Genomic DNA, 25299 nt, shown 5'->3' with positions numbered 1-25299 from the left:
TGTCAGGGCTTGAGGTGGTCGAGCTGTAGGCCGGGGTAGGCCAGCCGATTGAGCGCGTCGGCGAGCTGGGGGAGGGGGTAGCCCTTGGAATAGCGATGCGTCTCCGAACCACTCCCCTCATGGCCGACCAGATCGCGGATGATCGGCTCCGCTACCTCGGCGCGCTGCAACCCGGTGATCGCGGCATGACGAAACCCGTGAACGTCCAGATCGGGGATGCCCACCGCATCAAAGTACCGGCTCAGCTTCTTCGTCGGATAGAAGCCAAAGCGCTTGTCCGGGCCTCCAGGTTGGAGTTCGGGGAACAGCCGCTCTACCTTGGCTCGCCGCTGCTGCTCGACGTAGCGCAGGAAACCGACGCCGACCAGCTCCTTATGGACGGGGACGCGGCGCACGGCTGCGGCGGTCTTCAGCAGCTTTCCCCCCGCTGGTGTGATGTCGAAGAAGGCGATGCCGGAATCAGTCTGCACGTCCTCGACGCGCAACGCGGCGATCTCCTCCAGGCGCATCCCGGAGAACACGGCGATCAACGGTATCCAGAAGAGCGCGTCGCGCAGCATGAGCGTGCCCGGTGCCGAGCGGCGAGACTCCGATTTGCAGCCGGTCCAGATCGGGGAGGCGAACAGCTTGTTCAGCTCTGGTGCTTCCCATGCGGCCCGCTGCTCCCGTGCCCGGCGGTCCTTTTTGTAGCGGAAGGAGCGCGTAACCGGGTTGTCGTCTATGTGGCCCCGGTCCCGGCACCAGCCGAAGAAGCCCGACAGGGCAATGGTGTGCTTCTGAACCGTCCGGGCCGTCACCGGCTCAACAGAAGGATTGGCGGCGGTGTAGGCAGCTAGCTCCTTGAGGGTCTTGCCGCGGAGGGCTGTGGATTGGCCGTAGGTCGAGGGAATCTGTTGCAACGCCTCCACCCACCGGCCGATGTCGGCGCGTGTGTAGGCGTTTACAGGGCGGTCGCCCAAGAAGCCCGAGAACAGCTCATAGAAGCGCCGGTATTGATGCTCGGTGCTGCCCCGCCATTCCCCGGCCCGGTTCTTTTCGGCGGTGTAGGAGGCCACGGCAGCCGTAAATAGCGGCGCAACGGGCGCTGGCGTGGCACTGGGGGACGCGGGGCTCGGCGCTGGCGCGATGACGCGCACGATGGCCGGCGCTGGCTTCTCAATGAAAGCTGGGTCGGTGGGGGTCGCCGCATAATCGCCCTTGAGGCGTGCCAGATGGATCTCGGCCGCTTGCGTTGAGGCACGCAGCACCAGCCTGCACAGCTCGCGATATTCCGGTTCCTCTCCGTTCCAGAAGTTAATGCCTGCATCAGCGAGCAGCCGGTCAACAATCTCGCTTGCTGCGAGCCAATGGTTGTCAGCCAGCATGGAGCGCGTGGCTTGCCGATCTTCCTCGGCCATTTCGGTTTCGCGCTCGGTAGCTCCAGAGTCGTTCTGCGGCATGGACCTAAGGCGGCTTTCGTAATCCTCGCTCGTTTCCCTAAACCAACGCCGCGCAAGGGCGCTAATCTCATCGCGGGACAAGTGCAGGTTACGGTCAACCATGTCGAACAGATCATCCGATTGAGCAGCAAAAGCGCGTGCTCGCGCGCGTGCAGCGCGCGGCCCGATGTCGCCTAAAGGTATTGCTAGCTCGGACCGGCCAAAGCGGGCAATGAGGTTTTGGGGAATGCGCCGGCGGAACACCAGCCGGTCGCCCTTGCGCTTGAGGTAAGAAGTCACGCGACACCTGCGGGGCGTATGTGGCCCTTCGTGTGGCCCCTTTTGTGGCCCACACGGGTTTCGCCGACTGCGAAGCACCGAAAACGCTAAGCGATTGAAATACTTAGGAGGAAGGTGGCTGGGGCGCCAGGATTCGAACCTGGGAATGGCGGTACCAAAAACCGCTGCCTTACCGCTTGGCGACGCCCCAACCGAACGGCGCGATCAGCGCCGGAAGGGTCGGGACCATAAGCGGAAACCCGACCCGATTGCAACAGCTTCGTTGACCCTTACCGCCCCTCGCGACGCCACGCCATCAACAGCGCGCCCAGCGCTAGGGCCAGCACCGCGCCCACCGGCAGCAACGGCACCTCGGACACGCCCGTCACCGTGAAATCACCGTTGGCGCGCAGGCCGATCCAGTCGTTGCCGGTCTGCGTCCGGTCGGGACGGGTGCGGCGCACGTCGATGCCGGGGCTCACGCCCCCCTCCGTGTCGGAAATCCAATGCACCCCGCCGCCGGTCTCGTCGGCGACGCCCGACAGCCGGTCGCCGGTGGAGCGCACGTCGGCCAGTTCCGGCGGGTTGACGGCGCCCACCACGGCCAGCGCCGTGCGCTCGCCGTCGGTGATGCGGTAAATGCCCGGCTCGCCGGCGACCACGGTGGCGCTGGCGCGGCCGGTGCGGTCCTCGGTCATCTCCAGCGTCCGGGTCTCGTCGGAGGGCGTGGTGAGGGTGATGCTGCGCGGGTCGGGCTCCAGGGAACGGCGCTCCACCGTGATGCGGTTGCCATCCACATGGGCGCGCAGGTCGTTCTCCTCCAGCTCCGGCTCCTTCATCAGCCAGTGGGCGAGGCGGCGCAGAAGCTCGGCCTGGGGACCGCCGCCCTCGAAGCCGCGGCTCCACAGCCACATCTGGTCGGACGCCAGCTGTGCCACCCGGCCCTTGCCGACGCGGTCAAGGATCAGCAGCGGCCGGTCGTCGGCGCCGTTCATCACCACCGCGCCGTTGCCCGGCACGACCTCCACCTGATGGAACCAGCGGCCCCAGTTCGGTTCGCCGTCCGGGCGGTCGCCGGGCAGTCCAGCGGTCACCGGGTGGCGGCGGCCGACCTCCGTCACGGTCGGCTTGAAGGGGCGGTCGATGGCCTGACCGGTCGGCTCCGCCGGCATCACCTGGCCCAGCGGCGTGCGGAACAGCGACAGCGGTGTGGCGTAGCCCTGACCGGAGGCCTCCAGCAGGGCGCCGCCCTTCTGCACGTATTCGGCGATGTTCTCCAGATACATCTGCGGCAGCACGCCGCGCCGGCGGTAGCGGTCGAAGATGATCAGGTCGAACTCGTCCAGCTTGATCTCGAACAGCTCACGGATCGGGAAGGCGATCAGCGACAGCTCGCGGATCGGCGTGCCGTCCTGCTTCTCCGGTGGGCGCAGGATGGTGAAGTGGACGAGATCGACCGACGGGTCAGCCTTCAGCAGGTTGCGCCACGTCCGTTCGCCGGCGTGCGGCTCGCCGGACACCAGCAGGACGCGCAGGCGGTCGCGCACCCCGTTCACCACCACGGCGGTGCGGTTGTTGGCGAGCGTCAGCTCCTGCCGCGCCGCCTCGACCTCCATCTCCAGCACGTTCTGGCCGCCGTGGTTGACCGGCAACTCCATATGGAAGTCCTGGCCCACCGGCACGCGGATGGTGCGCGGCGGCCCGCCGTCCTGGCGCAGGGTCACCGCCGCGTCGGCCGACTGGCGGCGCGGCATGTCGTCCACGCGGATGGTCAGCTCCACCGGCTTGCCGACGAGGCCGTAGGCCGGCGCCTGGACGATGGCCAGACGACGGTCGCCCTCGTCGCGGTTGCCGGTCAGCAGCGTGTGCACTGGGCCGATCTCGGCCAGCCGGGCAAGGTTTTCCGGAACGTCGTGGACCTGCCCGTCGGTGATCAGCACCGCCCCGGCCATGCGGCGGCGGGGCACGTCGGCCATGGCGCGGTTCAGCGCGTCGAACAGGTGCGTCTCGTTGATGGCGGAGGCGCCGGATTCCGCGTCGCCGGCGCGGACCACCCGCAGTTCCAGATCGTCGAAGGACTTCAGCCGCTCGGTCAGGCGCTCCAGCTCGGCCTCGGCGCGGGCGCGGCGGTCGCCGATGTTCTGGCTGGGCGAGGCGTCGAGCACGACGACGGCAACGTCCTTGATCGGCTCTCGCTTCTCCTGCACCAGCGACGGATTGATCAGGGCGAGCGCCAGCACCGCCACCGCCAGCGCGCGCAGCCAGACGCCGCGCGCCCGGCGGAAGACGGCCAGCGCCAGGATCGCCAGCGCCACCACGAACAGCGGCACCAAGAATATCCAGGGCAGCAGCGGCGCCAGAGCGATGGAGGTTCCGTCAAGCAGGGTCACTGGCCGAGCCTCTCAAGGATCGCGGGCACATGGACCTGATCGGCCTTGTAGTTGCCGGTCAGCGCGTACATGACGAGGTTGACGCCGAAGCGGTAGGCCATCTCGCGCTGCCGCTCCCCGCCGGGGACGACGGCGTAGAGCGGCTGGCCGTTGCGGTTCGCCGCCCAGGCGGCGGCCCAGTCGTTGCCGCCGATCAGCACGGGAGACACGCCGTCGTTGGCACGGCCCTCGCGCGCCTCGATCCACAGATTGCCGCCGTTGTAGCGGCCGGGGAAATCGTTCAGCAGGTAGAAGGACTTGGTCAGCACATGGTCGGGCGGCACCAGGGCCAGCGGCGGGATGTCCAGCCCCTGCACCATGCCCTGGAGCGCCTGGTTGCCGCCGACGGCGCCTGCCGACTGGTCGCGCGTGTCGAACAGGATGGTGCCGCCATTGCGCATGTACTCGTTCAGCCGGGCGCGGGCGTGGTCGCTCAGCGCGCGCTGGCCGCCGGACACCGGCCAGTAGAGCAGGGGGTAGAAGGCCAGCTCGTCGGTTTCCGGATCGACGCCTACCGCTCCGGCGGCCTCCACCGCGGTGCGGCGGGTCAGCACGTCCACGAGGCTTTCCAGCCCGGCGCGCGAGGTGTCGTCCACCGTTCCGTTGCCGGTGCGCACATAGGCGAGGTAGGTTTCCGCCGTCACCTTGGTCGACTGCGCGTCGTCGGCGCGGGCGGGGGACCAGGGCACTGCGGCCATGGGGAGCGCCGCGCCCAGCGTCAGCAGGACCGCGGCGGCGGCCCCGGCGCGGCGGCGCTTGCCACCCCCCTTGCCGCCAAATCGCCAGCCGCCGAGCAGGCCGCGCAGCATCAGGGCGATCAGCAGGTCGATCATAGCGAGCGACAGGGCGATGCCGAGCAGCGCCGGCTTCAGCGCCACCTCGCCCCGCGTGCCGTAGGGGCCGCGCGCGACCCCGCCGGGCATGGCGCCCAACGGCTCGATCCGGGTCAGCGTGGCGGTCAGGTTCAGGGCGCGGCGGGCCTCCTCGGTGCCGTAGAAGCCCGGCGGGTGGCGCGGGCCGAGCACGTCGGCACCGGCGTCCCCGGCGATGGGGAAGGCGGCGGCCGGTGGCGGCACCAGCCGGCCGAAGCCGTCCAGCACCTCCAGCGGCTCCAGCGTGCCGCCATGGGCGCCGCCGGCGACGCCGCCGCTCAGAGTCACCAGACGGCGCAGCATGTCGACGAACAGGCCGGACATCGGCAGGTTGGACCATTCCGGGCTGGCGGTGGTGTGGACGAGCACGATGTAGCCGTCTCCGCGCTTTTCCGAGGTGACCAGGGGGGTGCCATCCTGAAGCCGCGCCCAGGTGCGGTCGGCGAGGTCCAGCGCCGGCTCGGCCAGCACCTGCCGCGAGACGGCGACGTCCTCGGGGATGTGCAGGCCGGCGAAAGGACTGCGGCCGTCGAAGGGCTGCAGCTTCGCCGGCTCCGACCAGGACAGGGCGCCGCCCAACGCCCGGTCGCCCAGACGCAGGCGCACCGGGACCAGACGGTCGGGATTCTGGGCCAGCCGCGGCCCGGCGAAGCGCAGCAGAACGCCGCCCTTGCGCACCCAATCCTCGATGGTCTGGGCCTCCTGCCCGGTCAGGGCGCCGATGTCCGACAGGACCAGCACGGCGAGGTCGCGCTTGAGAAGCTCGTCCGGCTCGCCGCGCCGCACCTCGTTGTAGGGGGCCAGCGCCCGTTCCAGATAGTGCAGGTCGGACAGCAGCGGCTGATTCTCGCCGTTGGCGCGGCCCGAGGCCAGCCCGACCGGGCGGCGGCGCCAGCGCTCGTCGAGCAGGACGGTGGCCCCGGCGGTGGTGTCGTTCTCCACGCGCAGGCTGGCGGCGTCGTTGCGCAGCTCCGCCGGCACCTCGAAGCGCACCTCGCGGGTGAGTTGCCCGGCGTCGAAGGCAACGGGCTGGCGGGTCAGCAGGCGGCCGTCGGCGCCGGACAGGCGCACGGTGACGCTTTCCGGACGGGAGGCGTCGGCGCGCACCACGCGGGCCGTCAGACCGGCGCCCTCCGACGAGGGGGGGAGCAGCAGGTGGGGCGGCTTCTCCGCGGAATCGTCGAGGATCTCCAGGGAGCCCATGCGCTGCAGCGTTTCGGCGAGGCCGCGGGCGGTGCGGTCGCCGATGCCGTCCGACAGCCAGACGGTGTGGGCGGAGCCGCGCGCGGCGAGACCGCGCACCGCCTCCAGCGCGCCGGCGCGGTCGGTCGGCCAGGGGTGCGGTTCCAGCGCCTGGATCAGGCGGCGGGCTTCCGAGGCGGGCAGGGGCGGGCTGGCCTTCACCGCCTCGCCCCCGGCGGGCCGGGCGGTCGGCAGCAGGACGACCGGACGGTTCTGCCGCTCCGCCTGCGACACCAGCTCCTCCATGGCGGCGCGGCGGCTCGTCCAGTCGCGGCCCGACGCCCAGCCGTTGTCGACCAGAAGCAGCAGTGGGCCGCTGCCCGGCAGGGCGGCGCGCGGGTTCAGCAGCGGCCCGGCCAGGGCTAGAATCAGCAGCGCGGCGACGATCAGGCGCAGGATGAGCAGCCACAGCGGGGTGCGGGCGGGAGTTTCCTCCCGCGCCGTCAGGTCGCGCAGCAGCCGGATGGCGGGGAAGCGCACCACCCGCGGGGCCGGCGGCGTGACGCGCAGCAGCCACCACAGCACCGGCAGGACGGCCAGGGCGGCCAGCACCCACGGAACGGCAAAGGCGATAGGTCCGAAACCCAGCATCGGCGTCTACGCTGTTGGAGGATGGGAAATCGGGTGCGAAGCAATTGCCTCCACCCCGACCCTCCCCGCTTCGCAGGGGAGGGGTTTTGCACATTGGCCCTCCCCTGCGAAGCGGGGAGGGAGGGACCCGCGAAGCGGGAGGGTGGGGGCAACGCGCCGCCCCACCTAAACCGCCTCGCGCGCCAGGGCGCCCCACAGCCCGAGCAGAGCGGTCTGGGGCGGCCGGTCGGTGCGGTGGACGGCGTAGGTCCAGCCGGCGGTGCGGGCGAGCGCGTCCAAGCCGTCCTGGTGGGCGCGCAGCCGCTCCAGGTAGGTCTCGCGCACCGCCTCCACGCGGGGCACCAGCAGTTCCTCCTCGCCTTCGAAGCCTTCGAACTCGACGCGGCCCTCGTAGGGCAGGGTCTCCTCCGCCGGGTCGAGGATCTGCAGCAGATGGCCGCGCACACCGCGTCCGGTGAGCGCCGACACGGTGGCGTGGATCTCCGGCAGCGGCGACAGCAGGTCGCCAACCAGAACCACCTGGGCGTGGCGGGGCAGCGGCTCGGGCTGCGGCAGCGCGTCGGGAGAATGGGCGTTGCGCGGGTCGGTCATCTGACCGGCCATGCGGTTCAGGGCGAACTTGCCATGGTCCGGGCGCTGGCCGGAGTTGAGCAGGCCCACCCGCTCGCCGCCGCGCACCAGCAGAACCGCGGCGGCAAGGGTCAGCAGGTCGGCGCGCTCCCGCTTCGTTGGCAGACCATTGACCGAGCGGTAGTCCATGGAGGGCGAGCGGTCGCGCCACAGCCAGACGGTTTGGGCGGCCTCCCACTCGTTCTCACGCACATAGACGGGCTGGGTCTTGCCGGACTGCCGCCAGTCGATCATCTGCGGCGAGTCGCCGGGCTGGTAGCGGCGGAACTGCCAGAAGGTCTCGCCCAGCCCGACGCGGCGCCGTCCGTGCACGCCCTGCGCCACCGTGGAGGCAACGCGCTCCGCCGCGACCAGAAGCGGCGGCAGGGTGGCGGCCAGCCCCTCCGCGCGCTGCTGCGCTCGCAGGGTGGTGGCGCCTAGGGTGGGACTGGCCATCGGCGGGTCCTTACGACAGCGGGGCGCAGAGTCGGTTGATGATGTCGTCCAGCGTGATCCCGTCCGCCCGCGCCGCGAAGTTCAGAGCCATGCGGTGCCGCAGCACGGGCTTCGCCAGGGCCACCACGTCGTCCAGCGACGGCGCCAGCCGCCCGTCCAGCACCGCGCGGGCGCGGGCGGCGAGCATCAGCGCCTGGCTGGCGCGCGGGCCGGGACCCCAGGCGACGTGGCGCTGCACCTCCGGCAGGTCGGTCGCCTCCGGGCGGCCGCGCCGCACGAGGTCGAGGATGCCGTCGACGACGCCCTCGCTGACCGGCACGCGGCGGACCAGCCGTTGCGCGACCTGGAGGTCGGCGGGGGAGAGCACCGTCACCGCCTGCTCGTCCAGCGAACCGGTGGTGGCGATCATCATCCGCCGTTCGGCGTCGCGGTCGGGGTAATCGACGTCGATCTGCATCAGGAAGCGGTCGAGCTGGGCCTCCGGCAGCGGGTAGGTGCCTTCCTGCTCCAGCGGGTTCTGGGTGGCCAGCACATGGAAGGGCTGGGGCAGGGCGTGGTAGTGGCCGGCGACCGACACGCGCCGCTCCTGCATCGCCTGGAGCAGGGCGGACTGGGTGCGCGGACTGGCGCGGTTGATCTCGTCGGCCATCAGGAGCTGGCTGAACACCGGCCCCGGAATGAAGCGGAAGGAGCGGCGGCCCTGCTCGTTCTCCTCCAGCACCTCCGATCCCAGGATGTCGGCGGGCATCAGGTCGGGCGTGCACTGGATGCGCTTCTCCGCGAGGCCCAGCACGGTGCCCAGCGTCTCGACCAGCCGCGTCTTGGCGAGGCCGGGGACGCCGATCAGCAGCACATGGCCGCCGGCCAGAAGCGTGATCAGCGTGAGGTCGATCACCTCCTGCTGGCCGAAGATGATCCGGCCGATGCGGTCGCGCACATGCGTCAGCCGGCCGCCCAGCGCCTCGATTTCCGCCATGAGCTGGTGCGGGTTCTCGCCGGCGGGAAAGTTCTGGCCCGGATTGGCCCCCGGATTGACGGCGTCGGTTGCGCTCACGTCTCTGCTCCCGTTTAAGACCATGCACTCTGGTGGGCGATCATGACCGCTCAATCATGACCGCTGGGGTCGAAACGGCCATCGTGGCAAATCCGCCAGTCCGGACCTATGTGACGAGTATGGCGAAATTACGTTGCGCGGCCAGTTCCCTCTGTGCCCCTCAGGCCCGAAAAAGACGAGAAGGCTAGCGATGAAGGTCGGCAATGACGGGGCGAATGACAAGCGCCCAAATGAAACGCGCTCAGGCGGAGAGAGCGGCGAAAGCCTGCCTCCCTCTCTGCCCCTGACCGCAAGGGAGCAGCGGTTCGACATCCGCATCGCCCGCGACGGCACGTGGTTCCACGAGGGCGACCCGATCCGGCGGATCGAGCTGGTCAAGCTGTTCGCCACGGTCCTGCGGCGCGACGAGGCGGGCGACTTCTGGCTGGTCACCCCGGTCGAGCGCGGGCGGATCGTGGTCGAGGACACGCCGTTCGTCGCCGTGGAAATGGCCGCAAGCGGAAGTGGAGACGAACAGGTCCTATCCTTCCGTACAAATTTAGACGAATGGGTCGAATGCGGGCCGGATCATCCGATCAGGGTCATCCACAATCCTGAAAATGGCGAACCGACGCCCTATATCCTCATAAGAAACGGGCTCGAAGCGCGAATTCTCCGGCCGGTCTACTACGAAATGGTGGACCGGGCCGACACGCGCGGCCATGATGGTGAGGCTGAGGTGGGGGTATGGAGCAAGAAGGTCTTCTTCGCGCTGGGCAGGCTGCCTGGCGGGTGAGTCTCGACGAGATCCGCAAGCGCTTTCCGGGAAGCGCCGCCGCCGGTCTGCGCCCCATGAAGGTGCGCGGCGACCACGATCTGAATCCCGGTTTCGAGCCCTCCCAGGGCAAGCTGCGGGAGGCGGCCGTCCTGGTGCCGCTGGTCGACCGTCCGGAGGAGTTGACGGTCATCTTCACCCAGCGCACGGCCAACCTGACCGCCCATGCCGGGCAGATCAGCTTTCCCGGCGGGCGGATGGAAAGCGACGACCGCGACCCGGAAGACACCGCCCTGCGCGAGACCGAGGAGGAGATCGGGCTGGGACGCGACCGCATCGAGGTGCTGGGGCGGCTCGACACCTACGTGACGCGCACCGGCTTCCGCGTGATTCCGGTGGTCGGGCTGGTGCGTCCGCCCTTCCAGGTGACTCCCGACCCGACCGAGGTGGCCGAGGTGTTTGAGGTGCCGCTGGCCGCCATCCTCGACCCGACCAACCCGCAGCGCCACAGCCGGGAGTTCCAGGGCGCCCAGCGCTATTTCTACGCCTTCCCCTACCAGCAGCGCTTCATCTGGGGGGCGACGGCGGGGATGCTGGTGAATCTCTGCGATGTCCTGCGCGCCGAGCGCCTGGGGGGCGACGGCCTGAGGAGCGATCGCCTGGGCGATCACTCCGCCGGCGGGCCATCGTAGGGCGGGCGGCGCGGTGCTGCGGATCTTCCTGACGGTCATCCTGCCCCTGGTCCTGCCAACGGTCGGCTATGCCCTGTATGTGCTGGTCGTCGAGCGGCGTCGCCGCGAGGCGGAGGAGGCGCACAGCCCGGCGCCGTGGTGGGCGACCGCGCCCTGGCCCTGGCTGGTCTTCGCCGGGGTGGCGGCGATGGCGGTGACTCTGGGCTCCGTCGCCCTGACCAGTGGGGTGGCGCCGCACACGCCCTACACGCCGGCCCACCTCGAAGACGGGCGGGTGGTCGGCGGCGGGCCATCTGGCAATTGAGCGTCTTGCGGGCTAGCCTGCCGCCATGACCGTCAACGCCCGCATCGCTCCCCAGCCCTGGATGGTCGCGCCCGAGACGCGCGCCGTGTTCGACGCCCTCGCCGCCGGAGGGGCGGACGCGCGCTTCGTCGGCGGCTGCGTGCGCGACGCGTGGCTGGGCCGCAAGGTCAAGGACATCGACATCGCCACCCATGCCCCGCCGGAGCGGGTGATGGAATTGCTGAAGGCCGCGGGCATCGGCGCCATCCCCACCGGGATCGAGCATGGCACCATCACCGCTGTGGTGGGGAAGGCTCATTACGAGATCACCACGCTGCGCCGTGATGTCGAGACCTTCGGGCGCCACGCCCGCGTGGAGTTCACCGACGACTGGCGGGAGGACGCCGCCCGGCGCGATCTGACCATGAACGCGCTGAGCTGCACGCTGGACGGCTGCGTCTATGACCCCTTCGGCGGGCTGGCGGACATGGCCGCCGGGCGGGTGCGCTTCGTCGGCGACCCGCGCCAGCGCATCGAGGAGGATGTGCTGCGCCTGCTGCGCTTTTTCCGTTTCCACGCCCATTACGGGCGCGGCGCGCCGGACGCGGCGGCGCTGGCCGCCTGCGCCGAGATGGCTCCCCGCCTGCCCACTTTGTCCGGGGAACGGGTGCGGGGCGAACTGTCCCGCCTGCTGGCGGCGCCCGACCCGGCGTCGGCCTGGGCGTTGATGATCCGGCTCGGCGTGATGGCGCATCTGCTGCCCGATGCCGTCCGCACCGCTCGGCTGGACGGCCTGGTCCGGCTGGAGCATGACCTGGACGAGCCGCCCGACGCAGTGCGCCGCTTCGCCGCCGTGCTGGACACCGACCGGGCGGAGGCGCTGACCGTCGCCCAGACGCTGCGCCTGTCCAACGCCGACCGCGACCGCCTCGCCGCCCTGATCGAGCCACCGATGGCCGTGGCTCCCTCCGACGGGCCGGTGAAGCGGCGGCAGGCGCTCTACCGGCTGGGCGACGCCGGGCTGTACCGCGACCTCGTGCTGCTCGCGGCGGTGGACGCCCCCGGCCCGATGGCGCTCGACGCGGTGAAGGCGGCGCTGGCGACCGCCGAGGATCTGCCGTCCCTGGTTCTTCCCATCGCCGGGCGCGACCTGCTGGCCATGGGGATGCCGCGCGGCCCGGCGGTGGGCGCGCTGCTGAAGCAGGTCGAGGCGTGGTGGATCGCCGAGGACTTCCGGCCGGGACGGGACGAATGTCTGGCGGAGGCGAGGCGGCGCCTGGGGTGAAGCGCTGCCGTTACGGCCACTTCACCTCGGGCGGCATGCTCATCAGGATGGCCTCGGTGTTGCCGCCGGTCTTCAGGCCGAAGGTCGTCCCGCGGTCGTAGAGCAGGTTGAACTCGACGTAGCGGCCGCGGCGGATCAGCTGGTGCTCGCGCTGCTCCGGGGTCCAGGGCCGGTTCATGTGACGGCGGACCAGGGCGGGGAAGACGTCCAGGAAGGCCAGCCCGACGTCGCGGGTGAAGGCGAAGTCGGCCTCCCAGTTCCCGGAATCCAGATTGTCGTAGAAGATGCCGCCGACGCCGCGCGCCTCGCCCCGGTGCGGCAGGAAGAAGTAGCGGTCGCACCACTCCTTGTAACGCGCGTAGCAGGTCGGGTCGTGGCGGTCGCAGGCGTCCCGGAAGGCGGCGTGGAAGTCGGCGGTGTCCTGCTCGTCAGGCACCATCGGGGTCAGGTCGGCGCCGCCGCCGAACCAGCCGAGGCTGGTCACGATGTGGCGCGTGTTCATGTGGGTGGCGGGCACCAGCGGCGAGCGCATGTGCGCGACGAGGCTGATGCCCGACGCCCAGAACCGCCCGTCCTCCGCGGCGCCGGGGATGTTGGCGCGGAACTCCGGGCTGAAGGTGCCGTGCACCGTCGAGACGTTGACCCCCACCTTCTCGAACACGCGGCCGCGCATCACCGACATCACGCCGCCGCCGCCCTCGCCGCCGCTATGGTCGGGGCGCTGCCAGGGCTTGCGCTCGAAACGGCCCGGCGGCAGGTCGGCATGGGTGCCGGTCAGCTCGTCCTCGATCCGTTCGACCTCGGCGCGGATGCGGTCGCGCAACTCGGCGAACCAAGCGCTGGCCTGGGCCTGACGGGCGGCTCTGATGTCCATGGCGTCGGCGGGGGGGGTGGTCATGGGCGGGCGTCCGGCATCGGTCAGGGCGAGGGGAGGGGCGAGGGTCTCGGCAATGCGGCCGTCTGCCGCAGGGCTTCACCCAACACCATCGCGGCACTCAGCGCAACATTCAGCGACCGGGCGGGCGGCATCAGGGGGATGACCAGCCGGGCGTCGACGGCCTCGTGCACGTCGTCGGGCACCCCGGCGCTCTCGCGCCCGACCATGATCCGGTCGTCCGGGGCGAAAGCGAAGTCGGTGTAGGGAACGGCGCCTCGGGTGGTCAGCAGCACCAGCCGCCCGGCCTGCGGCAGCGCCCGGTAGGCCTCCCAGGAGCTGTGCCGGACCAGGGCCAGCTGGTCGATGTAGTCCATCCCGGCCCGGCGCAGCTTGCGGTCGTCCAGAACGAAGCCGCAGGGCTCGATCAGGTCCAGCGGCACCCCGAGTCCCGCCGCCAGACGCATCAGAGTCCCGGCGTTCTGGGGAATGTCCGGTTCGAAGAGAACGAGGCGCATGAAATTCCCTTTTGGTTCAGCGATGTCTAATGGTGCACTGCAAAGCGCGACAAGTTGTCCCGATGACAAAACCTTTTCAAGGCGTTGCCGCGACTGTATACCGCACCCCGGATACCCGGGAGATACAACCCCGGTCGACGCGGCGCGCACCCACCCACCCAGTGAGCGGACATGCCCGTCAAGTCGTGATAAACACTGGTCCACGTGTCATAGGGCGCTTCGGCGCGCCGCGTATGCCTTGAGGAGATTAACGCTTATGGCTCAGACCACGCATCCGCCCGGGACGGGTGGCCACGCGGCCCCCGGCGGCGAGGGGGCTTCCCGCCGTGATTTTCTCTACCTCGCCACCGGGGCCGTGGGTGCCATTGGTGTCGCGTCGGCCGTGTGGCCGTTCATCGACAGCATGAACCCGGCCGCCGACACCCTCGCGCTGGCTTCGATCGACGTGGATCTGGCCCCGGTCCAGGAAGGCCAGGCGATCACCGTCACTTGGCGCGGCAAGCCGGTCTTCGTCCGCCACCGCACGGCGAAGGAGATCGAGGAGGCCCGCACCGTCAACCTCGGCGAGCTGCGCGACCCGGCCGCCGACGACGCCCGCGTCAAGAAGCCGGAATGGCTGATCGTCGTCGGCATCTGTACGCACTTGGGCTGCGTGCCGCTGGGGCAGAAGCCGACCGATCCGCGTGGCGACTACGACGGCTGGTTCTGCCCGTGCCACGGCTCGCACTACGACACCGCAGGGCGCATCCGCAAGGGTCCCGCCCCGGCCAACCTCGTCGTTCCGCAGTACGCTTTCACGAGCGACACCGCGGTCCGGCTCGGCTAAGCGGCCCTTAAGGTTCTGGAGACCCCAAGATGGCTCAGGCTCACGCCCCCCAGTTCAAGAATCCCGTTGTGAAGTGGATCGACAGCCGCCTGCCGATCTTCACGATGCTGGACCATGAGTACAACCAGTATCCGATGCCCCGGAACGTCAACTATCTGTGGGCGTTCGGTGCCATCGCCGGCATCATGCTGGTCATCATGATCGCCACCGGCCTCGTGCTGGCGATGCAGTATGCGGCCAACACGCACATCGCCTTCGAGTCGGTGGAGCGCATCATGCGCGACGTCAACTACGGCTGGCTGCTGCGCTACGTCCACGCCAACGGCGCGTCGATGTTCTTCATCGCCGTCTACATCCACATGTTCCGCGGTCTCTACTACGGCTCCTACAAGGCGCCGCGCGAGATCCTGTGGATCCTCGGCGTGTTCATTCTGCTGGCCATGATGGCGACCGCCTTCATGGGCTACGTGCTGCCGTGGGGCCAGATGAGCTTCTGGGGCGCCACCGTCATCACGAACCTGTTCTCGGCCTTCCCGCTGGTCGGCGACCCGATCGTGACCTGGCTGTGGGGCGGCTTCTCGGTCGACAACCCGACGCTGAACCGCTTCTTCGCGCTGCATTTCCTGCTGCCGTTCGTGCTGCTGGGCCTGGTCGTTCTCCACACCGCCGCCCTGCACGTCTCCGGCTCCAACAACCCGCTGGGCATCGACGCCAAGGGCCCGCAGGACACCGTGCCGTTCAACCCGTACGTCACGGTCAAGGACGGCTTCGCGGTCGTCGTGTTCCTGATCTTCTACGCGGCCTTCGTCTTCTTCGCCCCGAATTACCTCGGCCACCCGGACAACTACATCCCGGCCAACCCGCTGGTCACGCCGGCGCACATCGTTCCGGAATGGTACTTCCTGCCGTTCTACGCGATCCTGCGCGCCATCCCGGACAAGCTGGGCGGCGTGCTCGCCATGTTCGGCGCCATCGCGGTGCTGGCGGCCCTGCCGTGGCTCGACACCTCCAAGGTGCGCAGCTGCAAGTTCCGTCCGATCTACCGCCAGTTCTTCTGGATCCTCGCCATCGACGCCCTGGTCCTCGGCTACGCCGGCGCGATGCCCGCGGAAGGCGTGTGGCTGCTGGTCGCCCGCATCGGCACGGCCTACTACTTCTTCCACTTCCTGATCCTGCTGCCGCTGCTGGGCAAGCTGGAGCGTCCTCTGCCGCTCCCCGCCAGCATCTGCGAACCGGTTCTGAAGGGCGGTGGCCGCGTTGCCGCCGGCGCCCACGCCAAGCCCATGGAGAAGGCATAATGCGCTCTCTGAAGTCTGCCATCCTCTCCGCGGCCTTCGCCCTGGGCTTGGCCGGCGCCGCGCAGGCGTCGGAAGCGGTGCACATTCCCAAGCAGGAGTGGTCGCACAGCGGCGTCTTCGGCACCATCGACAAGGCCTCGGCGCAACGCGGCTTCCAGATCTTCAAGGAAGTCTGCGCGACCTGCCACTCGGCCAAGCTGGTCCCGATCCGCACGCTCGCCGGCATCGGCTTCAACGAGGACGAGCTGAAGGCGATCGCCGCCGGCTATGAGGTCCAGGCCGGTCCGAACGACGCGGGCGAGATGTTCATGCGTCCGGGCATCCCGGCCGACCGCTTCCCGTCGCCGTTCCCCAACGACAACGCCGCCCGCGCCGCCAACAACGGCGCCCTGCCGCCGGACCTGTCGCTGATGGCGAAGGCCCGCGTCGGCGGTGAGGACTATCTCTACGCCTTCCTGACCGGCTTCGAGGAGAACCCGCCGGAAGGCGTGACCCTGATGCCGGGCATGAACTACAACAAGTACTTCCCGGGCCATCAGGTGGGCATGCCCAACATCCTGATGCCGGACGGCGTGACCTACGCCGACGGCACCCCGGCGACGGTGCAGCAGCAGGCCCACGACATCAGCACTTTCCTGACCTTCATCGCCGAGCCGCACATGGATGCGCGCAAGCAGATGGGCGTGAAGGTGATCCTGTTCCTGATCGTGCTGGCCGGCCTGATGTACGCCACCAAGCGCAAGCTGTGGAGCACCCTGCACTGAGCCGCGTCCCGGCCCGGTGTGGATGATTGAAGACTGGACAGGGCGCCTTCGGGCGCCCTGTTCTTTTGTGGGCGAGGCTCTTGACCGGCAAACCCCATTCCCAGGCGAAGGTGGTGCAGATGACCGACAGGCTGATCGACGAGATCGTGGATTTCTGGTTCGACGAAGCGATGAAGCCCTACTGGTTCCGCCAGTCCGACAGTTTCGACCGGACGGTGCGCGACACGCTGCTTCCCCATCACGAGGCGGCGGCGGAGGGGCGGTACGATCATTGGCTGGAGGATGTGGACGGCTGTCTGGCGCTCTGCGTCCTGCTGGATCAGGTGCCGCGCAACGTCTTCCGCGGTTCGCCGCGGGCCTTCGCGACCGACGGCAAGGCGCTGGCGGTGGCCCGCCATGTGGTGGAGCAGGGCTACGACCTGGAATGCACCGAGGACGAGCGGATCTTCCTCTATCTGCCGTTCGAGCATCAGGAGGACATGGACTGCCAGGAGCTGTCCTGCACCCTGTTCCGGGAGCGGGTCAGCGATCCGGAGGTCGTGGATTACGCCGAACGCCACCGCAAGATCATCGCGCGCTTCGGGCGGTTTCCCCACCGCAACGCGGTCCTCGGCCGCGAGACGACGCCGGAGGAGGCGGAGTTCCTCAAGGAGCCGGGCTCGTCCTTCTGACGGTCTCGCCCTCGGGCATCCCGGGCTCCAGCCAACGCTTCAGGGCGGCCAGAAGCTCGGGGCGGCGCACCGGCTTGGGCACGTAATCGTTCATCCCGGCGCACACGCAGCGGTCGCGGTCCTCGGCGAAGCCGTGGGCGGTGACCGCGATGATCGGAACCGCGGCGCGCGGGCCGGTCATCGTCCGGATGGCCCGGGTCGCGGCGATTCCGTCCACCTCGGGCATGGCGACGTCCATCAGCACGGCGTCGTAGGGCGCTTCCGCCGCAGCGACGGAGGCGACGGCCTCCGCCCCGCCGTCCGCAGTGTCGACCGTGAAGCCGACCTTGCGCATCAGCGCCGCGGTCAGCAGGCGGTTGGTCGGGCTGTCGTCAACCACCAGCAGGCGTCCACCGCGCGCCAGGGCCCAGGCGACCAGCCGGTCTTCCAGGGGCGATGGCGGCGCGCTGGGGGAAACCGGCGCCGTGCGCGGCGTCGGTTCGATATGGAGGGTGTCTTGTGGCTGTCGGTGCAGAATGTTGTGATTCACGACGAGCCTTTGGCATTTTGCAAATCAATTTGCGCCGGACCGCCGCAGACTCTCGGTTTCCCGAGGGGATGAGATGGCCGGCCTGCCCAGCCAAGCAAAGGGTGGGCCAGTTGGTTACGAGATCGAACTTTTCCCGCCGCCCGCGATGGACGGAACGCGGGTACGACAGCGTGGAGAGGATGTATGGGACTGGTTGATCGGCTTTGGGTGGCCTTCGCGGCCCTGAATGGCGCGGTTGCGGTGGGGGGCGGCGCTTATGCCAGCCACGGGCTTGCCGGCGACCCGCGGGGGCAGGAGTTGTTCCGGTTGGCCGGGCAATACCAGATGTGGCACGCCCTGGCCCTGATTGCCCTGGTCGCTTTGCTGCGCACCGCCGATGGCCCGGCGCGCTTGGCGCTGCGCTTGTCAGGGTGGCTGTTCGTGGCCGGAACTGTGCTTTTCAGCGGAACGCTTTACGCCACGGCGACCAGCGGCCCGCTCTCCTTCGCCATGACGGCCCCGACCGGGGGTAGCGCCTTCATCCTGGGCTGGCTGGTCCTGGCCCTGGCGGTTCTTCTGTTCGGGCGGCGCTTCATCGAAAAGGCTTGAGCCGAGAGGGAGCCGCGTTCAGGCCGAAGCGCCGCTGGGCTCTTCGGCGGAGGCGGGGGACTCATCGTCCTTCTTGCGGCTGACAGGGGCACAGAACAATTCATGGAGCGTCGCCATGATGGTCTGTGCCTCGTGCCCGTTCAGCGAGTAATAGATGTTCTGGGCTGCACGGCGCGTCCGCACCAGCTTGTCGCGGCGCAGGCGGGCCAGATGCTGGGACAGGGCCGACTGGCTGAGGTCGACCAGTTCCTCCAACTCGCCGACCGACTTCTCACCCTCGGTCAGGTAGCACAGGATGAGCAGGCGGCGCTCGTTGCTCATGGCTTTGAGCAGCGTGCTGGCCCGCCGTGCGTTGCTCTGCAGATCGGCAATGTTCATGAAACGACCGTTTCCATCGGCGCCAAGCAACAGCGAACCGTTGCGCCCAACCCTTGCGCCGCAGCACCGCCGTTTATCGTTCGTGTTCAATCATATGGAAGAGTGTACCGCGCTGTCTACCCGTGGATGTCCCGTAGTCGAAAGAATGTTCCCCGTTCTGTGAAACCACTGTTCAACGGGTTGAGGCGCGGGCGCCACCGTTCTAGACTCGCCGCCTCGAATCGTTGCGGCGGTGCCCGAAGGAGTGCAAGGAACGATGGCCGACCAGACGCTCGACGCCAAGGGGCTGCAATGCCCGTTGCCGGTGCTGCGCGCGCGCAAGGCGCTGAAGACGGTGCCGCCCGGATCGACGCTGACCGTCGAGGCGACCGACCCCAGCGCGCCCAAGGATTTCGCCGCCTTCTGCGAAGCCACCGGCAACCGGCTGGCCTCCAGCGTGGAGGAAGGGGGCGTCTACCGTTTCGTGATCGAACGCTGCGCCTGACGGAGCCGCGAAACGGGTTGGCTTGCACGTCCGCCGCGCAAAGGGGGTGGGGGTGGCGGTTGGGGGATGTGACGATAAGCCCCGCAATCATCCTGTACTTTCATTAGCGATCCGGGAAGAATGGGTGCAGGGAAATGCCTCGAACACGAACGAAAAAGACAGAAAAGCATGTTCACCACCCTGTTCACCCACGCCGCCTGCCTGGACCACGACACAGGGCTGGGCCATCCGGAATGCGCTGACCGGCTTCGTGCGGTGCTGGCGGCGCTTGAAACCGAAGAATTCTACATGCTCGAACGGCAGGAGGCGCCGCTCGCCACCCTCGAGCAACTCTCCCGGGCGCACCCGCGGGAGCATGTCGAGCGCATCCTGGCCCTGGTGCCGGAGCAGGAGCACGCCGGCATCGACGCCGACACAGTGATGTCCCCCGGCTCCGGCGAGGCCGCGCTGCGCGCCGCCGGGGCGGTGGTCGCTGCGGTGGACGCGGTGGCGTCGGGCCATTCGCGCAACGCCTTCTGCGCCGTGCGCCCGCCGGGGCACCATGCCGAGCATGAAAAGGCCATGGGCTTCTGCCTGTTCAACAACGCCGCGGTCGGCGCCTATCACGCGCGGGCGGCCCACGGGCTGCAGCGGGTGGCGGTGATGGATTTCGACGTCCATCACGGCAACGGCACGCAGGACATCTTTCAGCGCGACCCGGACCTGCTCTATTGCTCCACCCACCAGTCGCCGCTCTATCCGGGCACGGGCGACGCGGGAGAGAAGGGCGACTACGGCAACTGCGTCAACGCGCCACTCGCCGCCATGTCCGGCTCGCCGGAGTTCCGGCACGCGATGACCCACATCATCCTGCCGGCCATCGACCACTTCAAACCGGACCTGCTGATCATCTCCGCCGGATTCGACGCCCATTCGCGCGACCCGCTGGCCGGGCTGCACCTGACCGACGACGATTTCGCCTGGGCCACGCGCAAGCTGGGTGATCTGGCCCGCACCCACTGCGGGGCGCGCATCGTGTCGGTGCTGGAGGGCGGCTACAATCTGCGCGCCCTGGCCTCGGCCACCGCGGCGCATGTGCGCGAACTGATGTATTGCTGAGCCTTCCGGTTCTTTCCGGCCGGTTTTTCAAGGCCGGTTCTTCCGGCTAGGCCTGCGGTGGGAGCGGAATACGCCCGCCGCGGGCCTTGCGCATTTGGGGGCTGAGCCATAATTTCGGGTTTCGGTCCCATCGCGGGCACCCCATCGTATGGATCATTGGCCGGATGGATCATGGCTGACGCTGCTAACATACCCCCCGACATCGCCGCCCTCAGCTTCGAGGACGCGCTGTCCGAACTGGAGCGCATCGTGCGCCAGCTCGAAGACGGGCGCGGCAAGCTCGACGACGCGATCTCCTCCTACGAGCGCGGCACCGCGCTGAAGCGGCATTGCGAGGCGAAGCTGCGCGAGGCCCAGGCCAAGATCGACCGCATCACCGTTGCCGCCGACGGCACCCTCGGCACCGAACCCGCCCGGATCGACTGACGTGCAGACCGACCTCAAGACAGCCATGGCCGACATGGCGGCGGATGTGGAGCGTGCGATCCTGCATCTCCTGCCGACCACGGACCTCCCCGAATCGCGTGTGCTGGAGGCGATGCGTTACGGCTGCCTCAACGGCGGCAAGCGGCTGCGCCCTTTCCTGGTGTGCCAGTCCGCCGCCCTGTTCGGCGTCAATCCGGATTGCGCGCTGCGCGTCGCCGTGGCGGTGGAGTTCGTCCACAGCTATTCGCTGGTCCACGACGACCTGCCGGCGATGGACGACGGCGACCTGCGCCGCGGCCAGCCGACCGTGCACCGCAAGTTCGACGAGGCGACCGCCATCCTGGCCGGCGACGGGCTGCTGACCTATGCCTTCGAGGTGCTGGCCGACCCGGCGACCCACGAGGACCCGAACGTGCGCTGCCAGCTCGTGGCGGCGCTGGCCAAGGCGGCCGGGCCGCACGGCATGGTCGGCGGCCAGATGCTCGACCTGATCGCCGAGCATGAGACCTTCGACCTCGGCACGACGACGCGGCTCCAGCGCATGAAGACCGGCGACATGATCGCCTTCTCCTGCGAGGCCGGCGGCATCCTGGGCAAGGCCCCGCCGCCGCAGCGCCTCGCGCTGCGCGCCTACGCCCATGACCTCGGGCTGGCCTTCCAGATCGTCGACGATCTGCTGGACATCGAGGGGACGGAAGCAGAGACCGGCAAGTCGGTCGGTCGCGACGCGGAGGCCGGAAAATCCACCTTCGTGTCCATCCTCGGGCAGGACCGCGCCCGCTCGCAGGCCGCGATGCTGGCCGTCCAGGCCAAGGCGCACCTGGAGATCTTCGACGGGCGCGCCGATATCCTCAAAGCGGTCGCCGACTTCGTCGTCGCGCGGCGGACCTGAACGGAGGACGTTTCGAACGTGACCCTCAACGACAAGACGCCGCTTCTCGACCTCGTCCACACCCCCGCCGACCTGCGCGCGCTCAAGCCCGAACAGCTCCGGCAGGTGGCCGACGAGCTGCGGACGGAAACCATCAGCGCGGTGTCGGTGACCGGCGGTCATCTGGGCGCCGGGCTGGGGGTCGTCGAACTGACCGTCGCCCTGCATTACGTGTTCCAGACCCCGGATGACCGGCTGATCTGGGACGTCGGGCACCAGTGCTACCCGCACAAGATCCTGACCGGGCGCCGCGACCGCATCCGCACCCTGCGCACGGGCGGCGGGCTGTCGGGCTTCACCAACCGGTCGGAGAGCGAGTACGACCCGTTCGGCGCCGGTCACAGCTCCACCTCCATCTCCGCGGGGCTGGGCATGGCGGTGGCGCGCGACCAGCTGGGCCGCGACAACCATGTGATCGCCGTGATCGGCGACGGCGCGATGAGCGCCGGCATGGCCTACGAGGCGATGAACAACGCCGGGTCGGCGAACAGCAAGCTGATCGTCATCCTGAACGACAACGACATGTCCATCGCCCCGCCGGTCGGCGCGATGAGCGCGTACCTGTCGCGGCTGATCTCGTCGAAGCCCTATCTCAGCCTGCGCCATCTGGCCAAGGACATCGCGGAGCAGCTGCCGCGTCCTCTGCGCACGGCGGCGCGGCGGGCGGAGGAGTACGCCCGCGGCATGGTCACCGGCGGCACGCTGTTCGAGGAGATGGGCTTCTACTACATCGGCCCGATCGACGGGCACAATCTGGACCATCTGCTGCCGGTGCTGCAGAACGTGCGCGACGCCGGCGACGACAAGCCCGTCCTGATCCACGTCGTCACCAAGAAGGGCAAGGGCTACGGCCCGGCGGAAGCCTCGGCCGACAAGCTGCACGCGGTCGCCAAGTTCGACGTCGTCACCGGCGCCCAGTCCAAGCCCAAGTCCAACGCCCCGACCTACACCCGCGTCTTCGCCAACGCCCTGATCGCCGAGGCCGAGCGCGACCCCGGCGTCCTCGCCATCACCGCGGCCATGCCGTCGGGAACCGGGCTCGACCTGTTCGGCCAGCGCTTCCCCGACCGCTGCTTCGACGTCGGCATCGCCGAGCAGCACGCCGTGACCTTCGCCGCCGGGCTGGCGACCGAGGGCTTCAAGCCCTTCTGCGCGATCTACTCGACCTTCCTGCAGCGCGCCTACGACCAGGTGGTGCACGACGTCGTGCTGCAGCGCCTGCCGGTGCGCTTCGCGCTCGACCGCGCCGGTCTGGTCGGGGCGGACGGGGCGACCCACGCCGGGGCCTTCGACGTGGCCTATCTGGGCTGCCTGCCCGACATCGTGCTGATGGCGGCGGCGGACGAGCTGGAGCTGATGCACATGGTGGCGACCAGCGCCGCCATCGACGACCGCGCCTCGGCGCTGCGCTACCCGCGCGGCGAGGGGGTGGGGCTGGAACTGCCGGAGCGCGGCGAGGTGCTGCCCATCGGCAAGGGCCGCATCCTCCAGGAAGGCACCAAGGTGGCGATCCTCAGCTACGGCACGCGCTTGGCCGAGGCGCGCAAGGCGGCGGCGGAGTTGGGCGCGCGCGGGCTGTCGACGACGGTGGCCGACGCGCGCTTCGCCAAGCCGCTGGACGAGGAACTGGTGCGCCGTCTGGCGCTGGAGCACGAGGTGCTGATCACCATCGAGGAGGGCTCGGTCGGCGGCTTCGGCAGCTTCGTGCTGCAGCATCTGGCGATGGCCGGCCTTCTGGATGGCGGGCTGAAGATCCGCCCGATGGTCCTGCCCGACCGCTTCCTCGACCATGACAGCCCGGCCAAGCAGTATGAGGAGGCCGGCCTCGCCGCCCGTCACATCGTCGCCACGGCGCTGCAGGCGCTGGGGATCGAAGCGGCAGCGGTGCGGGCCTGACTCCGGACGACAAGCGCCGCTGCTCGACCCTGAATGTCGAGCCTGGACGAAGGGGCTAATGCCATTAGCCTAAGGTCGCGCGGGGCGCTTTCTCTGGTGCGGCTGGGACCGCTGTCTTACAATTCGAAAACAATAGATAATTAACGTATCCGGCGGGACTGGGTGTTGTCGAACATGCCTCAGGTGTTTGCAGCGGGTGCAGGGCGTGCATCCGACGAGAACGGCGCTTCGCCTCAGGATGGTCCGGGGATGTTCCGGTCCATCGTTGAGTCGTCTCCGACGCCCACCGCCGTGGTCGACGGGACATCCTTCCGTTGTCTTTACGCCAACGCCGTCATGCGCGCCCTGGGTTTGGAAGCGGGACATGCCCTGGCCGGCCGCTTTCCGGAGGCCTCCGACGAGCGCATGGCCGAGACGCTGCGCAATGGCGAGGGCGCCCGTCTGCGGATCACCGGGCCGGAGGAGGTGTCCTGGGACCTGACTGTGGCCGCGCTCGACGGCGGTCCGCCGCTTCTGGTCACCCTGCGTCCCGCCGAGTCCGAATCGACCGAGACCGCCCATCACCACGCGCGGGAGGTCAGCCACCGGGTCAAGAACACGCTCCAGCTGGTGTCCAGCCTGTTGACGCTCCAGACTCTGTCGGCCAAGGACCCGGACATGCGCCGCGCCTTCCAGGAGGCGTGCAGCCGCATCGGAACGGTGACCCAGGCGCACCAGCGCGTCCATGCCGCCGCCCGCGGCAGCCTCGTCGATTTCGGGGCTTATCTGAGAGACGCCTGCCGGGAGATGGAAAGCCACTTTGCGGTGGGGGGGCCGGAACGGCGCATCGCCGTGACGGTGGAACAGGCGATGCTGCCCGTGGATTCGGTGATTCCGCTCGCCCTCATCCTCAACGAACTGGTCGGCAACGCCACCAAATACGCTTATGCGGCGGGCAGCCCGGGAGACATCGAGGTCAGCCTCGTGCCGCGTGACGAGGGTGGTCGCCGCCTGACCGTCGCCGACCATGGGCGCGGCCTGCCGCCGGGCTTCGAGGTTGCGCGCGCCGACTCGCTGGGCATGAAGGTGGCGCGGGCCTTCGCCGGCCAGCTGAAGGGCAAGCTGCGCGCGGAGCCGAACGCTCCCGGCACGCGCTTCGTCCTGGATCTGCCTTTCTGATCCTCCGTCGCCTGTGACGGCTCATCGCCCCTTGCCGAACGCCGCGTCCTGCGCCATGCATCCAGCCTCGTCGACGGGGGAGTTCTGAGATGGCGCGGGTGCGTGCGGATGTGGCGCTGGTGGAGCGTGGGCTGGCCGAAAGCCGCGCCAAGGCGCAGGCGTTGATCCTGGCCGGGCTGGTCTATTCCGACACCAAGCGCATCGACAAGGCGGGCGACACGATCGCCGAGGACGCCCCGCTGTCGGTGAAGGGGCAGGACCATCCCTGGGTGTCGCGCGGCGGGCTGAAGCTGGTCAAGGGGCTGGACGTTTTCGGTTTCGACCCCGCCGGCCTGACCGCCGTGGACGTGGGCGCCTCGACCGGCGGCTTCACCGACGTGCTGCTGACCCGTGGCGCCGCCAAGGTCTATGCGGTGGACGTCGGGCACGGGCAGTTGGCCTGGAAGCTGCGCAACGACCCGCGCGTCGTGGTTCTGGAGAAGACCAACGCCCGTCACCTGACCAGCGCCGAAATTCCCGATCCGGTGGACATGGTGGTGTGCGACGCCAGCTTCATCGGACTGGAGGTGGTGCTTCCCGCCGCCCTCGCTCTGGTTGTGCCGGGCGGACGGCTCGTCGCGCTCATCAAGCCGCAGTTCGAGGTCGGCAAGGGCCGTGTCGGCAAGGGCGGGGTGGTGCGCGAACCCGAACTGCACCAGGAGGTCTGCGACCGTATCCGCGGGTGGCTCGATGCCCTGCCGGGTTGGCGTGTGCTGGACATCACCGAAAGTCCGATCACCGGCCCCGAAGGGAACAAGGAGTTTCTGATCGGGGCGGTAAAGGACCGGGGCTAACCGGGGTGGAACCATAAACCGTTACGGAAGCACCCGTAAACCGCACTCCGCGGAACCTTAGAT

At 69.1% G+C, this 25299-nt stretch carries 25 protein-coding genes and 1 tRNA gene; 16 read left to right on the top strand and 10 right to left on the bottom strand.

The annotated features are described in order from the left end of the window. Positions 1-2 precede the first annotated feature (2 nt). The 6 genes from ACWPXE_RS05280 to ACWPXE_RS05255 all read right to left on the bottom strand — a co-directional run bounded on the left by ACWPXE_RS05280 (position 3) and on the right by ACWPXE_RS05255 (position 8950). The gene (locus ACWPXE_RS05280; RefSeq protein ID WP_454016962.1) at positions 3-1718 is read right to left on the bottom strand and encodes a DUF6538 domain-containing protein; all 1716 of its coding nucleotides are present in this window, start codon (positions 1716-1718) and stop codon (positions 3-5) included. 115 nt (positions 1719-1833) lie between these two features. Further along, positions 1834-1908, bottom strand: a tRNA-Gln gene (locus tag ACWPXE_RS05275). Between the two features lie 79 nt (positions 1909-1987). Next, positions 1988-4087, bottom strand: a complete 2100-nt coding sequence (locus ACWPXE_RS05270; protein WP_454016961.1) for a hypothetical protein — start codon at positions 4085-4087, stop codon at positions 1988-1990. After that, entirely contained in the window at positions 4084-6831 is a 2748-nt protein-coding gene (locus tag ACWPXE_RS05265; protein WP_454016960.1) for a DUF4159 domain-containing protein, read from the bottom strand. Before ACWPXE_RS05265 ends, ACWPXE_RS05270 begins: the two co-directional genes overlap by 4 nt. Positions 6832-6996: 165 nt before the next feature. Continuing rightward, positions 6997-7896, bottom strand: coding sequence for a DUF58 domain-containing protein (locus tag ACWPXE_RS05260; protein WP_014198437.1), 900 nt, complete (start codon positions 7894-7896; stop codon positions 6997-6999). A 10-nt stretch (positions 7897-7906) separates the two neighbouring features. Beyond that, positions 7907-8950, bottom strand: a complete 1044-nt coding sequence (locus ACWPXE_RS05255; RefSeq protein ID WP_376998767.1) for an AAA family ATPase — start codon at positions 8948-8950, stop codon at positions 7907-7909. A gap of 190 nt (positions 8951-9140) precedes the next feature. On the opposite strand from ACWPXE_RS05255, the gene ACWPXE_RS05250 reads away from it, so the two are divergent. From ACWPXE_RS05250 to ACWPXE_RS05235, 4 genes are read left to right on the top strand one after another with little or no spacing between them, the layout of a single operon-like run. Then, positions 9141-9725, top strand: coding sequence for a DUF1285 domain-containing protein (locus tag ACWPXE_RS05250; protein ID WP_454016959.1), 585 nt, complete (start codon positions 9141-9143; stop codon positions 9723-9725). Continuing rightward, a complete protein-coding gene (locus ACWPXE_RS05245; RefSeq protein WP_454016958.1) occupies positions 9722-10396 on the top strand; it encodes a CoA pyrophosphatase in 675 nt (224 codons plus the stop codon). Before ACWPXE_RS05250 ends, ACWPXE_RS05245 begins: the two co-directional genes overlap by 4 nt. Positions 10397-10409: 13 nt before the next feature. Beyond that, positions 10410-10700 carry a DUF6111 family protein gene (locus ACWPXE_RS05240; protein WP_454016957.1) on the top strand — a complete coding sequence of 97 codons (291 nt, stop codon included), beginning with the start codon at positions 10410-10412 and terminating at the stop codon, positions 10698-10700. 25 nt (positions 10701-10725) lie between these two features. Further along, a complete protein-coding gene (locus ACWPXE_RS05235) occupies positions 10726-11964 on the top strand; it encodes a CCA tRNA nucleotidyltransferase (protein WP_454016956.1) in 1239 nt (412 codons plus the stop codon). A 10-nt stretch (positions 11965-11974) separates the two neighbouring features. Here ACWPXE_RS05235 and hemF read toward each other — a convergent pair whose 3' ends face one another. Both hemF and ACWPXE_RS05225 read right to left on the bottom strand, forming a co-directional pair. Further along, on the bottom strand, positions 11975-12862 hold the full coding sequence (gene hemF, locus ACWPXE_RS05230; protein WP_454016955.1) for an oxygen-dependent coproporphyrinogen oxidase: 888 nt from the start codon (positions 12860-12862) through the stop codon (positions 11975-11977). A 20-nt stretch (positions 12863-12882) separates the two neighbouring features. After that, the gene (locus ACWPXE_RS05225; RefSeq protein ID WP_454016954.1) at positions 12883-13356 is read right to left on the bottom strand and encodes a tRNA (cytidine(34)-2'-O)-methyltransferase; all 474 of its coding nucleotides are present in this window, start codon (positions 13354-13356) and stop codon (positions 12883-12885) included. A gap of 256 nt (positions 13357-13612) precedes the next feature. Here ACWPXE_RS05225 and petA point away from each other — a divergent pair, with 256 nt between their 5' ends. The 4 genes from petA to ACWPXE_RS05205 all read left to right on the top strand — a co-directional run bounded on the left by petA (position 13613) and on the right by ACWPXE_RS05205 (position 16915). Next, positions 13613-14182: a ubiquinol-cytochrome c reductase iron-sulfur subunit gene (gene petA, locus ACWPXE_RS05220; protein WP_014198445.1), complete on the top strand. Its 570-nt coding sequence runs from the start codon at positions 13613-13615 to the stop codon at positions 14180-14182. Positions 14183-14211: 29 nt separating this feature from the next. After that, complete coding sequence (locus ACWPXE_RS05215; RefSeq protein ID WP_119506531.1) at positions 14212-15480, top strand: cytochrome b; 1269 nt, start codon at positions 14212-14214, stop codon at positions 15478-15480. Further along, a complete protein-coding gene (locus ACWPXE_RS05210; protein WP_145627345.1) occupies positions 15480-16244 on the top strand; it encodes a cytochrome c1 in 765 nt (254 codons plus the stop codon). The genes ACWPXE_RS05215 and ACWPXE_RS05210 overlap by 1 nt, the downstream gene beginning before the upstream one ends. Positions 16245-16363: 119 nt before the next feature. Continuing rightward, positions 16364-16915 carry a DUF924 family protein gene (locus tag ACWPXE_RS05205; protein ID WP_454016953.1) on the top strand — a complete coding sequence of 184 codons (552 nt, stop codon included), beginning with the start codon at positions 16364-16366 and terminating at the stop codon, positions 16913-16915. Here the strand turns inward: ACWPXE_RS05205 and ACWPXE_RS05200 are convergent. Next, positions 16890-17444, bottom strand: coding sequence for a response regulator (locus ACWPXE_RS05200; protein WP_454016952.1), 555 nt, complete (start codon positions 17442-17444; stop codon positions 16890-16892). The two genes, ACWPXE_RS05205 and ACWPXE_RS05200, sit on opposite strands and share 26 nt — an antisense overlap. Before the next feature lie 183 nt (positions 17445-17627). On the opposite strand from ACWPXE_RS05200, the gene ACWPXE_RS05195 reads away from it, so the two are divergent. Next, positions 17628-18032 carry a DUF423 domain-containing protein gene (locus ACWPXE_RS05195; protein WP_454016951.1) on the top strand — a complete coding sequence of 135 codons (405 nt, stop codon included), beginning with the start codon at positions 17628-17630 and terminating at the stop codon, positions 18030-18032. 18 nt (positions 18033-18050) lie between these two features. Here the strand turns inward: ACWPXE_RS05195 and ACWPXE_RS05190 are convergent, their stop codons facing one another. Beyond that, complete coding sequence (locus tag ACWPXE_RS05190; RefSeq protein WP_454016950.1) at positions 18051-18410, bottom strand: ArsR/SmtB family transcription factor; 360 nt, start codon at positions 18408-18410, stop codon at positions 18051-18053. Between the two features lie 256 nt (positions 18411-18666). Between ACWPXE_RS05190 and ACWPXE_RS05185 the strand changes: the two genes are divergently transcribed. The 7 genes from ACWPXE_RS05185 to ACWPXE_RS05155 all read left to right on the top strand — a co-directional run bounded on the left by ACWPXE_RS05185 (position 18667) and on the right by ACWPXE_RS05155 (position 25236). Continuing rightward, positions 18667-18894 carry a sulfurtransferase TusA family protein gene (locus ACWPXE_RS05185; protein WP_137105360.1) on the top strand — a complete coding sequence of 76 codons (228 nt, stop codon included), beginning with the start codon at positions 18667-18669 and terminating at the stop codon, positions 18892-18894. A 168-nt stretch (positions 18895-19062) separates the two neighbouring features. Next, the gene (locus ACWPXE_RS05180) at positions 19063-19992 is read left to right on the top strand and encodes a histone deacetylase family protein (RefSeq protein WP_237905924.1); all 930 of its coding nucleotides are present in this window, start codon (positions 19063-19065) and stop codon (positions 19990-19992) included. 171 nt (positions 19993-20163) lie between these two features. Further along, a complete protein-coding gene (locus ACWPXE_RS05175) occupies positions 20164-20418 on the top strand; it encodes an exodeoxyribonuclease VII small subunit (RefSeq protein WP_237905925.1) in 255 nt (84 codons plus the stop codon). A 25-nt stretch (positions 20419-20443) separates the two neighbouring features. After that, a complete protein-coding gene (locus ACWPXE_RS05170; protein ID WP_052584429.1) occupies positions 20444-21310 on the top strand; it encodes a polyprenyl synthetase family protein in 867 nt (288 codons plus the stop codon). A gap of 18 nt (positions 21311-21328) precedes the next feature. Then, entirely contained in the window at positions 21329-23245 is a 1917-nt protein-coding gene (gene dxs / locus ACWPXE_RS05165; RefSeq protein WP_454016949.1) for a 1-deoxy-D-xylulose-5-phosphate synthase, read from the top strand. A 249-nt stretch (positions 23246-23494) separates the two neighbouring features. Next, entirely contained in the window at positions 23495-24403 is a 909-nt protein-coding gene (locus tag ACWPXE_RS05160) for a histidine kinase dimerization/phosphoacceptor domain -containing protein (RefSeq protein WP_454016948.1), read from the top strand. Positions 24404-24492: 89 nt separating this feature from the next. After that, complete coding sequence (locus ACWPXE_RS05155) at positions 24493-25236, top strand: TlyA family RNA methyltransferase (RefSeq protein WP_454016947.1); 744 nt, start codon at positions 24493-24495, stop codon at positions 25234-25236. Positions 25237-25299 lie beyond the last annotated feature (63 nt).

It is taken from the genome of Azospirillum sp. Marseille-Q6669 (genome assembly GCF_965111635.1).
The sequence above is the reverse complement of the archived record's forward strand: the minus strand, read 5'-3'. Positions and strand labels throughout refer to the sequence as shown.

Excerpts from the sequence above, each read along its gene's own strand:
- ACWPXE_RS05190 (WP_454016950.1), bottom strand. The coding sequence starts at position 18,410 with ATGAACATTGCCGATCTGCAGAGCAACGCACGGCGGGCCAGCACGCTG.
- ACWPXE_RS05225 (WP_454016954.1), bottom strand. The coding sequence starts at position 13,356 with ATGCGCCTCGTTCTCTTCGAACCGGACATTCCCCAGAACGCCGGGACT.
- ACWPXE_RS05210 (WP_145627345.1), top strand. The coding sequence starts at position 15,480 with ATGCGCTCTCTGAAGTCTGCCATCCTCTCCGCGGCCTTCGCCCTGGGC.
- ACWPXE_RS05180 (WP_237905924.1), top strand. The coding sequence starts at position 19,063 with ATGTTCACCACCCTGTTCACCCACGCCGCCTGCCTGGACCACGACACA.
- ACWPXE_RS05235 (WP_454016956.1), top strand. The coding sequence starts at position 10,726 with ATGACCGTCAACGCCCGCATCGCTCCCCAGCCCTGGATGGTCGCGCCC.
- ACWPXE_RS05215 (WP_119506531.1), top strand. The coding sequence starts at position 14,212 with ATGGCTCAGGCTCACGCCCCCCAGTTCAAGAATCCCGTTGTGAAGTGG.
- ACWPXE_RS05195 (WP_454016951.1), top strand. The coding sequence starts at position 17,628 with ATGGGACTGGTTGATCGGCTTTGGGTGGCCTTCGCGGCCCTGAATGGC.
- ACWPXE_RS05260 (WP_014198437.1), bottom strand. The coding sequence starts at position 7,896 with ATGGCCAGTCCCACCCTAGGCGCCACCACCCTGCGAGCGCAGCAGCGC.
- ACWPXE_RS05160 (WP_454016948.1), top strand. The coding sequence starts at position 23,495 with ATGTTCCGGTCCATCGTTGAGTCGTCTCCGACGCCCACCGCCGTGGTC.
- ACWPXE_RS05185 (WP_137105360.1), top strand. The coding sequence starts at position 18,667 with ATGGCCGACCAGACGCTCGACGCCAAGGGGCTGCAATGCCCGTTGCCG.
- hemF (WP_454016955.1), bottom strand. The coding sequence starts at position 12,862 with ATGACCACCCCCCCCGCCGACGCCATGGACATCAGAGCCGCCCGTCAG.
- petA (WP_014198445.1), top strand. The coding sequence starts at position 13,613 with ATGGCTCAGACCACGCATCCGCCCGGGACGGGTGGCCACGCGGCCCCC.
- ACWPXE_RS05265 (WP_454016960.1), bottom strand. The coding sequence starts at position 6,831 with ATGCTGGGTTTCGGACCTATCGCCTTTGCCGTTCCGTGGGTGCTGGCC.
- ACWPXE_RS05205 (WP_454016953.1), top strand. The coding sequence starts at position 16,364 with ATGACCGACAGGCTGATCGACGAGATCGTGGATTTCTGGTTCGACGAA.
- ACWPXE_RS05155 (WP_454016947.1), top strand. The coding sequence starts at position 24,493 with ATGGCGCGGGTGCGTGCGGATGTGGCGCTGGTGGAGCGTGGGCTGGCC.
- ACWPXE_RS05175 (WP_237905925.1), top strand. The coding sequence starts at position 20,164 with ATGGCTGACGCTGCTAACATACCCCCCGACATCGCCGCCCTCAGCTTC.
- ACWPXE_RS05170 (WP_052584429.1), top strand. The coding sequence starts at position 20,444 with ATGGCCGACATGGCGGCGGATGTGGAGCGTGCGATCCTGCATCTCCTG.
- ACWPXE_RS05250 (WP_454016959.1), top strand. The coding sequence starts at position 9,141 with ATGAAGGTCGGCAATGACGGGGCGAATGACAAGCGCCCAAATGAAACG.